The organism is Jiangella rhizosphaerae (assembly GCF_003579925.1).
Taxonomy (GTDB): Bacteria; Actinomycetota; Actinomycetes; order Jiangellales; family Jiangellaceae; genus Jiangella; species Jiangella rhizosphaerae.
The window spans coordinates 74,674-88,281 of the sequence record NZ_QUAL01000018.1; the positions used below are offsets into that span (position 1 = coordinate 74,674).

At 72.9% G+C, this 13,608-nt stretch carries 13 protein-coding genes and 1 tRNA gene; 10 read left to right on the top strand and 4 right to left on the bottom strand.

All coding sequences use genetic code 11. The annotated features are described in order from the left end of the window. The first annotated feature begins 4 nt into the window (after nt 1-4). The gene (locus DY240_RS02180) at nt 5-406 is read left to right on the top strand and encodes a GNAT family N-acetyltransferase (protein ID WP_119658333.1); all 402 of its coding nucleotides are present in this window, start codon (nt 5-7) and stop codon (nt 404-406) included. A 172-nt stretch (nt 407-578) separates the two neighbouring features. Here DY240_RS02180 and DY240_RS02185 read toward each other — a convergent pair. The 3 genes from DY240_RS02185 to DY240_RS02195 all read right to left on the bottom strand — a co-directional run bounded on the left by DY240_RS02185 (nt 579) and on the right by DY240_RS02195 (nt 3,409). Then, nucleotides 579-652, bottom strand: a tRNA-Gly gene (locus DY240_RS02185). A gap of 62 nt (nt 653-714) precedes the next feature. After that, nucleotides 715-2,715 (bottom strand): sensor histidine kinase, encoded by a 2,001-nt coding sequence (locus tag DY240_RS02190; protein WP_119658334.1) that lies wholly within the window; start codon nt 2,713-2,715, stop codon nt 715-717. Beyond that, entirely contained in the window at nt 2,705-3,409 is a 705-nt protein-coding gene (locus tag DY240_RS02195; protein WP_119658335.1) for a response regulator transcription factor, read from the bottom strand. The genes DY240_RS02190 and DY240_RS02195 overlap by 11 nt, the downstream gene beginning before the upstream one ends. A gap of 100 nt (nt 3,410-3,509) precedes the next feature. Here DY240_RS02195 and DY240_RS02200 point away from each other — a divergent pair, with 100 nt between their 5' ends. From DY240_RS02200 to DY240_RS02230, 7 genes are all read left to right on the top strand, one after another. Then, nucleotides 3,510-4,682, top strand: coding sequence for a hypothetical protein (locus tag DY240_RS02200; protein ID WP_119658336.1), 1,173 nt, complete (start codon nt 3,510-3,512; stop codon nt 4,680-4,682). A gap of 29 nt (nt 4,683-4,711) precedes the next feature. Beyond that, on the top strand, nt 4,712-6,025 hold the full coding sequence (locus DY240_RS02205; RefSeq protein ID WP_199700636.1) for an efflux RND transporter periplasmic adaptor subunit: 1,314 nt from the start codon (nt 4,712-4,714) through the stop codon (nt 6,023-6,025). A gap of 17 nt (nt 6,026-6,042) precedes the next feature. Beyond that, nucleotides 6,043-6,717: an ABC transporter ATP-binding protein gene (locus DY240_RS02210; protein ID WP_119658345.1), complete on the top strand. Its 675-nt coding sequence runs from the start codon at nt 6,043-6,045 to the stop codon at nt 6,715-6,717. Beyond that, nucleotides 6,714-7,949, top strand: a complete 1,236-nt coding sequence (locus DY240_RS02215) for an ABC transporter permease (RefSeq protein WP_199700638.1) — start codon at nt 6,714-6,716, stop codon at nt 7,947-7,949. Before DY240_RS02210 ends, DY240_RS02215 begins: the two co-directional genes overlap by 4 nt. Before the next feature lie 27 nt (nt 7,950-7,976). Continuing rightward, nucleotides 7,977-8,615, top strand: coding sequence for a trimeric intracellular cation channel family protein (locus DY240_RS02220; RefSeq protein ID WP_199700639.1), 639 nt, complete (start codon nt 7,977-7,979; stop codon nt 8,613-8,615). Nucleotides 8,616-8,701: 86 nt separating this feature from the next. Further along, nucleotides 8,702-9,286 carry a dCTP deaminase gene (dcd, locus tag DY240_RS02225; protein WP_119658339.1) on the top strand — a complete coding sequence of 195 codons (585 nt, stop codon included), beginning with the start codon at nt 8,702-8,704 and terminating at the stop codon, nt 9,284-9,286. 62 nt (nt 9,287-9,348) lie between these two features. Continuing rightward, nucleotides 9,349-11,499: a (Fe-S)-binding protein gene (locus tag DY240_RS02230; RefSeq protein ID WP_119658340.1), complete on the top strand. Its 2,151-nt coding sequence runs from the start codon at nt 9,349-9,351 to the stop codon at nt 11,497-11,499. 217 nt (nt 11,500-11,716) lie between these two features. On the opposite strand, the gene DY240_RS31295 is transcribed toward DY240_RS02230, so the two are convergent. Continuing rightward, the gene (locus DY240_RS31295) at nt 11,717-11,914 is read right to left on the bottom strand and encodes a hypothetical protein (RefSeq protein WP_147375174.1); all 198 of its coding nucleotides are present in this window, start codon (nt 11,912-11,914) and stop codon (nt 11,717-11,719) included. A 129-nt stretch (nt 11,915-12,043) separates the two neighbouring features. Here DY240_RS31295 and DY240_RS02235 point away from each other — a divergent pair, with 129 nt between their 5' ends. Beyond that, on the top strand, nt 12,044-12,535 hold the full coding sequence (locus DY240_RS02235) for a hypothetical protein (protein ID WP_119658341.1): 492 nt from the start codon (nt 12,044-12,046) through the stop codon (nt 12,533-12,535). A 34-nt stretch (nt 12,536-12,569) separates the two neighbouring features. Next, the gene (locus DY240_RS02240; protein WP_119658342.1) at nt 12,570-13,415 is read left to right on the top strand and encodes a DUF4097 family beta strand repeat-containing protein; all 846 of its coding nucleotides are present in this window, start codon (nt 12,570-12,572) and stop codon (nt 13,413-13,415) included. Nucleotides 13,416-13,608: the final 193 nt, after the last annotated feature.

A 13,608-nucleotide genomic window follows, 5' to 3' on the forward strand; every position in this document is an offset into this window, starting at 1 on the left:
GCCGATGACGACCTTCGCGTGGCGCGGCCCGTTCACCAACGACGAGCTCGACGCCCTGCACGCCGACGCCTTCGACCACCGCCCCTTCGACGACGACTGGCAGGCCCAGCTCGACCGCCACAGCCTCGGCTGGGTCACCGCCCGCGACGGCGATGCTCTGGCCGGTTTCGTCAACGTCGTCTGGGACGGCGGCGTCCACGCGTTCATCCAGGACACCGCGGTGGCGAGCCGCGCCCAGCGGCAGGGGATCGGCGTGCGGCTGATCTCCATCGCCCGCCAGAACGCCCAGGCCGCCGGCTGCGAATGGCTCCACGTCGACTTCGACGACCATTTGCGCTCGTTCTACTTCGACGCCTGCGGCTTCACCCCGACCAACGCCGGCCTCATCAAGCTCGTGGGGGACTGACCGGCCCAGGAGGGTGCCGGTGACGCCGAATCCCTCACCGCCCCGCCGGGGAGGCCTGTCGCTCCGGGCCGATCGCGCGGGAGCGCAGGCCGCCCGACGCGGGGTGGACGGCGATCCGGGAAAGCGAACGGCCCAGGTCGGCGATACCGCCGTTGACCTGGGCCGATATGAGTGGAGCGGGTGACGGGAATCGAACCCGCGTTGTCAGCTTGGGAAGCTGGAGTTCTACCATTGAACTACACCCGCAGGTGCCGCCCGTAGAGGCGGCACGACGCCGAGCATACCGGTTCCGCCCGCGATCGCACACATCAGCTCGCCCCTGCCGCGACGGGAGCGTGCACCGGCAGCCGGATGGTGAACGTCGACCCCGCGCCGACCATGCTCGACACCGTCACCGTCCCGTCGTGCGCCTCCACGAGGTGCTTGGTGATCGCCAGGCCGAGCCCGCTGCCGCCCGTCGCCCGGGTGCGGGAGGTGTCGGTGCGGTAGAAGCGGTCGAACAGGTGCTCCAGGTGCTCGGGTGCGATGCCGGGACCGTCGTCGCGGACGGCGAGCACGACGTCGCCGGTCGCCGCGTCGCGCGCCACTCGCACCAGCACGGTGCTGCCGGCGCCGGAGTACTGGACGGCGTTCGCCACCAGGTTGCCCAGCGCCTGCCGCAGCCGCACGGGATCGACGTCGGCGACGACGGCCGACGGCGCGGCCACCACCAGCTCCGTGCCGGACGACGCCGCCGACGGCTGGTGGGCGGCGACCACCTGACGGGCCAGCTCGGCGACGTCGGTGTCCTCACGGTGCACGCGCAGCATGCCGGCGTCGGCGAGGGCGAGGTCCTGCAGGTCGTCGATCAGCCGCTGCAGCAGCGTCGACTCCTCCAGCAGCGACGACACCAGCTGCGCGTCCATGGGCACGACGCCGTCCTCGGCCGCTTCGAGGTAGCCGCGGACGTTGGCCAGCGGCGTCCGCAGCTCGTGCGCGATGTCGCTGACCATCGCCTTGCGCTGCCGCTCGTTCTCCTCGATCGACGACGCCATCGCGTTGAACGCGTGCCCCAGCCGGGCCACCTCGTCGCGGCCGGTCACCTCGACCCGGGTGCCCCGTCCGCCGGCGGCCAGCTGCTGCGCGGCCGCGGTGAGGGTGCGGATCGGGTGCGAGAGCCGCCGGCCGGCGAGAACGGTGACACCGGTGGCCGCCGCAAGGACGCCGAGCCCGGTGAGCGCCGTCCGCACCCAGCCGCCGCCGGTGAACGCGTCGAACCGATCGGTCGAGCCGATGTACAGCAGCGCCGGGTCGGCGAGGTAGGGCTCCATCGCCTGCTCGTTCGCCCGGACCGAGCATTCGGCGAGCGTGGCGAGCGCGACCGGGTCGTCGGGGTCGACAGTGAGCTGGGCCAGCCCGGTCTCGGAGGCGACCCTGGGCGTGGCCGTGACGCCGGCACTGGCGAGGCACTCCCCGGTCAGCCGCACCTGCTCGCGGTTCAGCGCCTGGCTGGCCTCGCTGGGCATCGACAGCTCCTCGGGTACGCAGTCGTGGACGGCGCTGTCGAGGGTCGTGGTCTCGGTGACGTACAGCGGCTTCTCCTCCAGGACGGTGGCTGCCGGGTCCGGGGAGATCCGCAGCACCATGCCGTCGGGACTGACGGCCAGCTCCTCGCTGCCGAGCCGCTGCAGGCAGGCGTTCGCCTCGGCGACCAGGCGCTCGCGGGCGGCGGCCTCCGCCTCGGTCAGGCGCCAGTCCAGCGGCATCGACAGCGGCAGGCCGGCCGACCCGACGAAGGTCGCGTCGGCGTTGCCTCGGACGACGTCGTCCGACGGAGCCGTCTCGGTGCCGGCTCCCGGCGTCGGCGTGCTGGGCGGCACGTCGTCGGCCACCTCACCGCCGGCGGCCGACCAGCTCTCGACTGCCATCGGCTGGGCCGCGGCGATCGACACCCCGCCGGCCATGACCGCGAGCGGCGTCATGGGGTCGATCTCCGCCGTCGGGGTGGACGGCAGCGGCGGAGCGTCGCCGCCACCGGTCGCGGCGGAGTCGGCCAGCACGTCGCCGCCGGGGTCGGTCAGCGCGACCCGGCTCCCCGTCGCCGCCGCCAGGTCGTCGACCACGGGGCCCACGCCGTCCCACGAGTCGTGGCCCTGCGCGTAGGCGATCAGCGCCGAGTAGATCTCGGAGTCGGCCTCGAGGGTGCTCTCGAACTCGCCGCGCAGCCGCTGGCTGGTGCTCTGCGTGGTGATCCAGGCGGTGGCGGCGATGGAGATGACCGCCACGCCCAGGAACAGCACGAGCAGGCGGACGAACAGGCTACGACGCATCGCGGACTCCTGGTCGGTCGGCCATCTTGTAGCCGACGCCGTACACCGTCAGCAGGAACGCCGGGGCCGCGGGATCGGCCTCGATCTTGCGGCGCAGGTTCATCACATGGACGTCGACGGTGCGGTCGAGCGCGTAGTGGTCGAAGCCGAACGCCTGCTCCAGCAGCTTCTGCCGCGGGAAGACCCGGCCGGGCTCCGCGGCCAGGCAGGCCAGGATCTTGAACTCGGCCGGCGTGACGTCGATCTCGCGGCCGTCGACGAACACCTGGTGCCGCGCGGTGTCGACCACGAGGTCGCCGATGCGCAGCCGCGAGTCGGCGCTGCGGTGCCGGTCGACCCGCCGCAGGATCGTCCGGACCCGGGCCACCAGCTCGCGCGGGCTGTACGGCTTGGTGAGGTAGTCGTCGGCGCCGAGGTCGAGGCCGAGCAGCAGGTCGTCCTCGGTCGACCGCGCGGTCAGCATGATGATCGGGGTGTCGGACTCCGTCCGCAGGATGCGGCAGACGTCGAGACCGTCGACGCGCGGCATCATGACGTCGAGCACCAGCAGGTCGGGCCGGCGCCGCCGCGCCTCGTCCAGCGCGGTGCGCCCGTCGTGCGTGACGACGACGGAGTGACCCTCGCGTTCGAGGTAGCGGCGGACGAGCTCGGCCTGTTTGACGTCGTCCTCGGCCACGAGGATCCGGGCTCCCATACCCACCGAGTGTCGCAGGAACCTGTCAGGAACCTGTGAAGAGCGCGGATCTGACGGCTCCTTCACAGGTTCTTCACAGCGTCCTTCGCACCCTGCTGGCATGACGAATTGGCGAGCACGGGCCCGGCTGCTGGCATTCGCCTGCGTCGCCGGCCTGGCCCTGACCGGCTGTGGCGACGAGGACGGCAGCGGCGGGCAGAACGACGGGACGAACGGCGACTCCGCGGACCAGGCGAGCGGCGACGGCGAGGAGCTGAGCCCGCTGGAGGAGTACATGGGCGAGAACTCCGGCTTCACCGGCGGCGGCCGCATGACGGTCGCGATCTCGTCCGGCGACCTGAGTGAGGAGGAACGCCAGAAGATGCGGCAGGTCGAGGAGCTGGTGGCCACCTGCATGGAGGAGGCCGGCTTCGAGTACATCCCGGTGGACCCGTTCGGCGGCGACACCGAGGACGATCCCTTCGCCGACGCGTTCGCGCTGCCGCCGGAGGAGTTCGCCCGCGAGTACGGCTACGGCATGACCACCCTGATGAACCCGGACAAGGCCGGTGAGGACGAGGTCACCGATCCCAACCAGGAGATCCGGGACGGCCTGTCCGAGGCCGCGCTGGAGGCGTACAACCGCGCGCTCTGGGGCGACATGGTCGAGATCTCCGACGGCGGCAACGCGGTCGCCGTCAAGCCCGTCGGGCCGGGCGAGGGCGAACCGCCCGCGCTGGAGGACCAGGGCTGCCACGGCCAGGCCCGCGCCGAGGTCTACGGCGACGACGGCGGAATGGTGATGGGGCCGGACATGAGCGAGTTCGAGGGCCTGTTCGAGGACCTCGAGGCACTACGCCAGCGCATCGAGAGCGACCCGCGCATGGTCGAGGCGACGGAGGCGTGGGCGGCCTGCATGGCCGAGGCCGGGTACGGCGACTTCGACGCGACGACCGACCCCGAGGATTCGGTCATGCAGCAGATGAGCGAGCTCTACGGCTGGGACGACCAGGCGCCGGAGGACGACGTGAGCGCCGGCGGGCCGAGCGTCAGCATCGGCGGCGGGCCGGAGGACGTCGACGTCGACGAGGAGGCGCTGGCCGAGCTGCAGGAGCACGAGATCGCCCTCGCGACCGCCGACTACGAGTGCGAGCAGCAGGAGTACGCGGACGTCCGGCAGGAGGTCGCCTGGGGCTTCGAGGAGGACTTCGTCGAGGAGCACCGGGCCGAGCTGGAGCGCTATCGCGACGCGATGGCGGAGGGCCCGGCCGGTCGGGCCGGTGGCGTCGGGTGAGCCGAGCGCGCAGCCGGACCCTGCTCGTCGTGGGCGGCACTGCCGTCATCGCCCTGGGTGCCGGCATCTTCGCCGGCACCCGCATCACCTCGCCCGCCGACGCCATCGCGCGGACGGCCGCGCCCGAGGCGTCCGAGGTCACGGTGCCGGTTGAGCTGCGCACGCTGAACAGCGAGGTGGTGACCCGCGGTGACGTCACGGCGGCCGGCGCCGTCGACGTCACGCCGGAGGTCGGCGGGCTGGAGACGCCGCCGATCGTCACCGGCCAGGTGCCTGAGGTCGGCGCGGAGATCACCGAGGGAGCGGCGCTGCTGGAGATCGTCGGCCGGCCGCTGATCGCGCTGGCCGGCGAGCTGCCCATGTACCGGTCGCTGCGGCCGGGCATGAGCGGCCCGGACGTCGAGCAGCTGGAGCTGACGCTCGAGCGGCTCGGGCTCGACCCCGGCCGGGTCGACGACGAGTACACCGCGTCGACCGGCAACGCCGTCGCGGAGCTGTTCGAGCGGATCGGCTACGAGCCGCCGGAGCCGGACCCCCAGGCCCAGGGCGAGCTGGACGCCGCGAACGACGCGGTCGACCAGGCCGAGGACGCCGTCGAGGACGCCGAGGAGGCGCTCGACTCGGCGGGCTCGACCTCGCCCGGGCCGGGCGAGGCCCCGCTCGACGAGGACGCGCTGGAGGACGCGCTCGACGACGCCCGCGAGCAGCTCGCCGAGGCCGAGGCGACCCGTGACGAGGCCGCCGCGGCCGCCGGCACGCCGCTACCCGCGTCGGAGGTGGTGTACGTGCCGAGCCTGCCGCGCCGCGTCGACGAGGTGCACGTGCGCCGCGGCAACCAGGTCGACGGCGCCGTCATGTCGGTCAGCGGCGCGTCGCTGGTGGTGACCGCGAACGTCGACGAGGCCGACTACGAGCTGCTGGCCGTGGACCAGGCAGTGTCGATCGAGCTGCCGACCGGCGAGCTGGTGCCCGGCACGATCACCGGCATCGCCGAGGCCGAGGGCGAGGGCGCCACCGGCTGGGACGTCACCATCACCCCCGGCGAGCTGACGCCGGAGCAGGCCGAGGCGCTGCGCGGGCAGAACGTGCGCGTCACCGTGCCGATCGAGAGCACCGAGGGCGACGTGCTCGCCGTCCCGCTGGCGGCGCTCACCGCCGGGCCGGGCGGGGAGACGCGCGTCGAGGTCATGCGCGACGGCGTGGCCGAGCTGGTCGAGGTCGAGGTCGGCCTGACCGCCCAGGGCTACGCCGAGGTCACCGCCGTCGACGGCACTCTCGCGGAGGGCGACCTGGTCGTCGTCGGCGACGGCGGCGAGAACACCGGCGACGGGAGCGACGAGTGACGCCGCCGGTGGTCGAGATGAGCGGTGTCGGCCGGGTGTTCCCCGGCCCGCCGCGCGTCGAGGCCGTCCGCGACGTCGACCTCACCATCGCGCAGGGGGAGTACCTGTCGATCATCGGGCCGTCGGGATCGGGCAAGTCGACGCTGCTGCACCTGCTCGGGCTGCTGGACCGGCCGTCGCGCGGCGTCTACCGGCTGGACGGCGTCGACGTCGGCACGCTGTCCGAGCGGCGCCGCACCCGCGTGCGCGGCGAGCGGATCGGCTTCGTCTTCCAGGCGTTCCACCTGCTGCCGCATCGCAGCGTGCTGGAGAACGTCGAGCTGGCGATGGTGTACCTGCGGGTGCCGCGGAAGGAGCGGACGGCGCGGGCCGTCGCGACGCTGGAACGGGTCGGGCTCGGGCACCGGCTCGACTTCGACCCGATCACGCTCTCCGGCGGCGAGCGGCAACGCGTGGCGATCGCCCGGGCGCTGGTCGCGCAGCCGAGCCTGCTGCTGGCCGACGAGCCCACCGGCAACCTCGACTCCGGCAACGCGGCGTCGGTGCTCGACCTCTTCGACGAGCTGCACGCCGACGGCCTCACGCTCGCCGTCATCACGCACGACGACGGCGTCAGCGCTCGGGCGCAGCGGCGGGTGCGGATCGTCGACGGCGTGATGTCCGACGTCGCGTCGGCCGGGGTGATCGCATGAGGCGGCCCGGGCGTCAGCGGCTGACCCGCCGGGGCCGCCGGATGACGCTGCGCGACCTGCTCGGCGAGGCGCTGGCCGGTGTGGCCGCCCGCCCGTCGCGGCTGGCGCTGACCACGCTCGGCACGGTGCTGGGCATCGCGGCGCTGGTGGCGACGATCGGGCTGGGGCAGACGGCGGCCGGGCAGATCTCCGACCGGTTCGACGCGGTCGCGGCCACCCGCGTCACCGTCGAGCCGGGGGAGACCGACGGCCCGGACGGTCAGGTCGCCCTGACCCAGCTGCCGTGGGACGCGCCGGAGCGGCTCGAGCGGCTGGCCGGCGTCGCGTCGGCCGGCACGTTCGCGACCGTCGACGTGGGCGGCGACCCGGTGCGCGGCGTGCCCTACGGGACGCAGCAGCAGACGGTGCCGGTCGCGGCCGCGTCGCCGGGGCTGTTCGAGGCGCTCGGCGCACGGCTGTCCGGCGGCCGGGTCTTCGACGAGGGGCACGACGCGCGCGGCGACGCCGTCGTCGTCCTCGGCCGGTACGCGGCCGACCGGCTGGGCATCAACCGGGTGGACTCGCAGCCGTCGATCTTCATCGGCGACCGCGCGTTCACGGTGATCGGGATCCTGGACGGCGTCGACTACCGGTCGGAGCTGCAGGACTCGGTGATCATGCCGATGACGACGGCCAGCGAGTTGTACGGGCTGGAGGCTCCGGAGGTGCTGGAGGTGCGGACGGAGCTCGGCGCGGCCCAGCTGATCGGCCGGCAGGCGCCGATCGCCGTCGACCCGAACAACCCCGACCTGCTCGACGTGACCGCGCCGCCCCGGCCGGGGTCGCTGCGCGACAACGTGTCGGCCGACGTCAACGGGCTGTTCCTGGCGCTCGGCGGGCTGGCGCTGCTGGTCGGCGGCCTGGGCATCGCGAACGTCACGCTGCTGTCGGTGCTCGAGCGGGTGTCGGAGATCGGGCTGCGGCGGGCGGTCGGTGCCGGCCGGTCGCACGTGGCCGGGCAGTTCCTGGTCGAGAGCGGGATCGTGGGGTTCCTCGGCGGGCTGATCGGGTCGACCGTCGGCGTGCTGGCGACGGTGGGGGTGTCGGTCGTGCGCGACTGGACACCGTTGCTGGACATCCGGCTGGCCCTGGCGGCGCCGCTGCTCGGCGGGGCGATCGGGCTGGTCGCCGGCGCCTACCCGGCCTGGCGGGCGTCCGCCGTCGAGCCGATCACCGCGTTGCGCAGCGGCTGAGGATCACGCAGGGCCGATGCTGGCCCGGTGGAGATCTTCGCGGAGCGGACCCAGCTCGCGCTCGACCTCGTCGGAGTGTTCTTCTTCGCGGTCACCGGCGCGCTGCTGGCGGCGCGCAAGGGGTTCGACGTCGTGGCCAGCGCGCTGCTGGCGGGGATGACGGGGCTGGGCGGCGGGGTGATCCGGGACCTGATCATCGGGGTCCGGCCGGCGGCGCTGGAACACCCGGTGTACCTGGCTCCCGTGGTGCTCGCCGCCGGCGTCGTCTACCTGTACTACCCGCACGTCCCGCGGTTCCGGCGCACGCTGCTGCTGTTCGACGCGGCCGGGCTCGGGCTGTTCTGCGTCACCGGGACGGAGAAGGCGCTGGCCGCGGGGGTTCCGGCGGTGTCGGCGGCGCTGCTGGGCGTGACGTCCGCGGTCGGCGGCGGCCTGCTGCGCGACGTCGTGGCACGCGAGGTTCCGTCGCTGTTCCGCTACGACGACATCTACGCGCTGCCCGCGATGACCGGCGCCGCGGCGACGGCCGTGCTGTGGCGGCTGGACGCGCTGTCGGTGTGGACGGGCGTCACCGCGAGCGTGGTGACGTTCGCGCTGCGGGCGCTCGCCGTCCGGTACGGCTGGCGGGCGCCGCTGGCCTACCGCCGTCAGGCCCCGGACGGCTGACCCTCGTCCAGGCCCAACGGGCGTTGGAGCGGTGGTGGAGTGGAGGTCGTGTGGGACGGCCCGTGTTCTCTCGGTAGTGTCCCCACATGCTGCTCTCCGACCGCGACATCCGGGCCGCCGTCGAGTCGAAGCGGGTCACGCTCGACCCGTTCGACCCGGAGATGATCCAGCCGTCGAGCATCGACGTCCGGCTCGACCGCTACTTCCGCGTGTTCGAGAACCACCGGTACCCGCACATCGACCCAGCCGAGGAGCAGCCCGACCTCACCCGCATGGTCGAGCCGCACGGCGGCGAGCCGTTCGTGCTGCACCCGGGTGAGTTCGTGCTGGCTTCGACGTACGAGACGGTGACGCTGGGCGACGACGTCGCGGCGCGGCTGGAGGGCAAGTCCAGCCTGGGCCGGCTGGGCCTGCTGACCCACTCGACCGCCGGGTTCATCGACCCCGGCTTCACCGGGCACGTCACGCTCGAGCTGTCCAACGTCGCGACGCTGCCGATCAAACTCTGGCCGGGCATGAAGATCGGCCAGCTGTGCTTCTTCCAGCTGACGTCGCCGGCCGAGGAGCCGTACGGCTCGCAGCGGCACGGCTCGCGCTACCAGGGGCAGCGCGGGCCGACGCCCAGCCGGTCGTACCTGAACTTCCACCGGACGCGGGTCGACAGCGCCTAGTGGGTTACTCGCGAGTAATCTAGTCGCGAGAACTCGTCGGACCGGCAAGGAGGCCGAACCCCATGCAGTACGTCGCGGTGGTCGCCGCCCTCGGGGTGACGGTGCTGGCGCTGGTGGTGTTCACCGACGCCGTGATGCGCATGGTGCGCGTGATCCGGCTCGGCGGGCCGGCGCCGGGCCGCCGGCTGAACCCGTCGGGGCGTACCCGCACGCTGGTGCGCGAGTTCCTCGGTCACACGAAGATGGCCAAGCGCCCGGTGGTGGCCGCGGCGCACTGGTTCGTCATGATCGGGTTCTTCGCGCTGTTCTTCACGCTGGTCACCGCGTACGGGCAATTGTTCGACGCGTACTTCGCGCTGCCGCTGATCGGGCACTGGATCCCGTTCGAGTGGTTCACCGAGGCGATCGCGTGGCTGACGCTGATCGGCATCGTGGTGCTGACGGCGATCCGGCAACGGTCGCACCCGCGCCGGCTGGGCCGCGGCTCGCGGTTCTTCGGGTCGAACTTCTGGCAGGCCTACTACGTCGAGTTCACCATCGCGTTCATCGCGACGAGCATCCTGGTGCTGCGCGGGCTGGAGTACCGCCTGTTCGGCGACGGCGACGTGCTGCACTTCCCGCTGTCGGCGTTCATCGGGTCGTGGTTCTCCAGCGTCTCGACGGCGGACGTCGAGCTGGCGGTGCACGTGGTGGCGGCGGCGAAGATCATCGTGTCGTGGCTGTTCTTCACCGTCATCGCGTGGAACCTGACCATGGGCGTGGCGTGGCACCGCGGGCTGGCGTTCGTCAACATCTGGTTCAAGCGCGACCCCGAGGGCGGCGCCGCGTTGGGCGCGGCCAAGCCGCTGACGGTGAACGGCGAGCCGGTCGACTTCGAGGCCCTCGACGACCTCCCCGACGACGCCTCGCTGGGTGTGGGGAAGGTCGAGGACTTCTCGTGGAAGGGGCTGCTCGACTTCTCCACGTGCACCGAGTGCGGGCGCTGCCAGTCGCAGTGTCCGGCGTGGAACACCGAGAAGCCGCTGTCGCCGAAGCTGTTCGTGACGGCGCTGCGCGACCATGCGTACGCGAAGGCGCCGTACCTGCTCGCCGGTGGTGAGCAGGCCAAGGCCGACGTGCCGGCCGAGGCGGTGGCCGAGGCCGACCGCCCGCTGGTCGGCGCGGCCGAGGCGGGCGGCGTCATCGATCCCGACGTGCTGTGGTCGTGCACCACGTGCGGCGCCTGTGTGGAGCAGTGCCCGGTCGACATCGAGCACGTCGACCACATCCTCGACCTGCGCCGCTACCAGACGCTGATCGAGTCCGAGTTCCCGTCGGAGCTGAACGGGCTGTTCAAGAACCTCGAGAAGGCCGGCAACCCGTGGGGCGTCAACGCGTCGAAGCGGATGGACTGGGCCAAGGACCTGTCGTTCGAGGTCAAGCAGGTCGGCGTCGACGTCGAGTCGCTGGACGAGGTCGAGTGGCTGTTCTGGGTCGGCTGCGCCGGAGCGTTCGAGGACCGCGCGAAGAAGACCACCCAGGCGGTCGCGGAGCTGCTGCACACCGCCGGCGTCTCGTTCGCCGTGCTCGGCGACGGCGAGACCTGCACCGGCGACCCCGCCCGCCGGTCGGGCAACGAGTTCCTGTACCAGCAGCTGGCGATGCAGAACATCGACGTGCTGCGCGAGACCCGCGCCGTCCGGGTGGTGTCGACGTGCGCCCACTGCTTCAACACGATCAAGAACGAGTACGCCCAGCTCGGCCTCGAGCTCGAGGTCGTCCACCACACCCAGCTGCTGAACCGGCTGGTCCGCGAGGGCAAGCTGACCCCCGTCGCGCCGGTCGGCGACGCCGTCGCGGGACGGCCGGTCACCTACCACGACCCCTGCTACCTGGGCCGGCACAACCAGGTCTACACGCCGCCGCGGGAGCTGGTCGGCGCGCTGCCCGGTGTGGAGCTGCGCGAGATGCCACGCAACCAGCAGAACTCCTTCTGCTGCGGCGCCGGCGGTGCCCGCATGTGGATGGAAGAGCGCATCGGCACCCGCATCAACAGCGCCCGCACCGCCGAGGCGCTCGACACCGGTGCCGAGACCATCGCCATCGGCTGCCCGTTCTGCCGCGTCATGCTCTCCGACGGGCTGACGGAGGCCCAGGCGGCCGGCCGGGGCGAGGGCGTCGAGGTCCTCGACGTCGCCCAGTTGCTGCTGGCCGCGGTGAAGCGCGGCTCCTGACGCCACCCTGGCGTCATCATGGCGCCACCTCGGCGCTCCAGCCGCTGGTCGGCCGGCCGTTGGCGGCCCGCCGGCCCCTACCCGTCTGTCAGCCGCCGCGTTCGATGCCGACGTGGGCGCCATGGTGGTGACGACGAACGCCGCGGCAACGCCGTGACGGCCGGTCGGCTCGTCGGCGACGTCACCGTGACGACCTGTCCCGGACCTTTCGGTGTGTTCATCCAGGATCGACCACAGCATCAGGTGGTCGATCCTGGATGATCATCGAGACAGCACGGACCAGCCACCGCGGATGTCCCGATCGGCGGCGTGCCGAGGCAGCGGCCACCGACATCGTGACGACGATGCCGACATCCTGACGACCACGCCCCGGCGCGATCGTCACGCTCTCGTCCGCACGCCCGATGTCGCCCACGCCGTCATTCTCGATGGCGGCTGACTGCAACGGGAGGGACGCCCCACCGGCGACGGCTGACGCCACGGCGGCGGCAGAGTGGCGCCACCATGACTTGACGTGACGCCATTATGGCGTCACCATGGTGTCATGGAACTCACTCAGTACGTCGAAGCGTTGCGCGGCTCGCTGGCCGCGGCCGGGCAGGCCGCCGCCGACGACGTCCGCAGTGCCGCCGAGCGGCTGTCGTATGCCGTCGAGCCGTCCCTGCGGCTCACGCTGCTGGAGGCTCTGGGCGACGCGGCGGCTGAGATCACCACCCAGCTCGACGGCATCGCCGTCGAGGTGCGGCTGCGCGGCGGCGACCCCGAGATGGTCGCCACCGAGACGGTGCCCGCGCCGCCCCACCCGCCGCAGCCGCCCACGCCGCCGGCGCCGCCCGCACCGCCTGAGGACGAGGGCACGTCGCGCGTGTCGCTCCGGCTGCCCGAGACGCTCAAGGTCCGGGTCGAGGAGGCGGCCGCCGCCGAGGGGATGTCCGTCAACGCGTGGCTGATCCGCGCCGTGCTGCAGACCCTCGAGCCGCCGCGTTCGTCCACCCGCGTCACCCTCGGCCGGAACTTGTCCGGCTGGGTCCGCTGACCGCTCAGACCGTTCGACCACCCGGGAGACCGCCGTGTCCGACATCCTCACCCACACCTTCCCCGCCGATGGGCCGATCAGCCTGTCTGTCGGCCAGCGCTCCGGCGACGTCGTCGTCACTGCCGCCGACACGGCGGAGATCGTCGTCGAGCTGCGACCGGCCGGCCACGACGGCGACGACCTCGCGCGGCGCACGCGGGTCGAGCACCGGCCCGGCGCGCTGCGCATCGAGGTCCCGCGCACCACGTCGCTGCTCGGCCGGTCCGCGTCGGTCGACGTCGCCGTCACCGTGCCGGCCGGCAGCACCGTCGACGCGCAGGCCGCCTCCGGCGACATCCGCCTCGACGGCCGGTTCGCCGACGTCACCGGCAAGTGCGGCTCCGGCGACGTCGCCGTCGACACCTGCGACGACGTCCGGGTCAGCACCGGCAGCGGCGACGTGTACGTCACCGAGTGCGCCGGCGCCAGTGTCCGCACCGGCTCCGGCTCGATCCGGCTGGGTACCGCCGCCGGTGGTGTCGACCTCGAGTCCGGGTCCGGCGACATCGAGGTCGAGCAGCCGGTGCGCGACGGGCGCATCTCCGCCGCCTCGGGCGACGTCCGGGTCGCCACCGTCGAGGGCCGCGTCGAGGTGAAGACGGCGTCGGGCGACATCACCGCGCACCGCGCCCTCGAGGGCGAGCTGCGCGCCCGCACCGCCAGTGGCGACGTGTCCGTCGGCATCGTCGCCGGCACGGCCGCCAACCTCGACGTCTCGTCGATCTCCGGGTCGATCCACTCCGAGCTCGACCGCGCCGACGCCCCCGCCGCCACCGACCGCACGCTGCTGCTGTCCGTCAGCACGGTCAGCGGCGCCATCCGCCTGCACCGCACCACGTGAGAGAGGAGGCCGCCATGACGTTCGAGCCCTACACCGACACCCTGCACCGCGTCCGCGCCGCGGACCTGCAGCAGGACGCCGTCACCGCTGGGATCACCCGCCGGGCGCGCCGTGCTCGCCGGCTGGAGCTGGCCGCCGGGCTGCTCGGCCGCCTGGCCCGCCGGCTCGAGGCCCGGGCCGGCGCCAGCCGGGC

What these genes read in the sequence shown, in the direction of transcription:
- DY240_RS02180 (WP_119658333.1), top strand. Translation starts at nt 5, where the DNA reads ATGACGACCTTCGCGTGGCGCGGCCCGTTCACCAACGACGAGCTCGAC.
- DY240_RS02190 (WP_119658334.1), bottom strand. Translation starts at nt 2,715, where the DNA reads ATGCGTCGTAGCCTGTTCGTCCGCCTGCTCGTGCTGTTCCTGGGCGTG.
- DY240_RS02195 (WP_119658335.1), bottom strand. Translation starts at nt 3,409, where the DNA reads ATGGGAGCCCGGATCCTCGTGGCCGAGGACGACGTCAAACAGGCCGAG.
- DY240_RS02200 (WP_119658336.1), top strand. Translation starts at nt 3,510, where the DNA reads ATGACGAATTGGCGAGCACGGGCCCGGCTGCTGGCATTCGCCTGCGTC.
- DY240_RS02210 (WP_119658345.1), top strand. Translation starts at nt 6,043, where the DNA reads ATGAGCGGTGTCGGCCGGGTGTTCCCCGGCCCGCCGCGCGTCGAGGCC.
- DY240_RS02215 (WP_199700638.1), top strand. Translation starts at nt 6,714, where the DNA reads ATGAGGCGGCCCGGGCGTCAGCGGCTGACCCGCCGGGGCCGCCGGATG.
- dcd (WP_119658339.1), top strand. Translation starts at nt 8,702, where the DNA reads ATGCTGCTCTCCGACCGCGACATCCGGGCCGCCGTCGAGTCGAAGCGG.
- DY240_RS02230 (WP_119658340.1), top strand. Translation starts at nt 9,349, where the DNA reads ATGCAGTACGTCGCGGTGGTCGCCGCCCTCGGGGTGACGGTGCTGGCG.
- DY240_RS02235 (WP_119658341.1), top strand. Translation starts at nt 12,044, where the DNA reads ATGGAACTCACTCAGTACGTCGAAGCGTTGCGCGGCTCGCTGGCCGCG.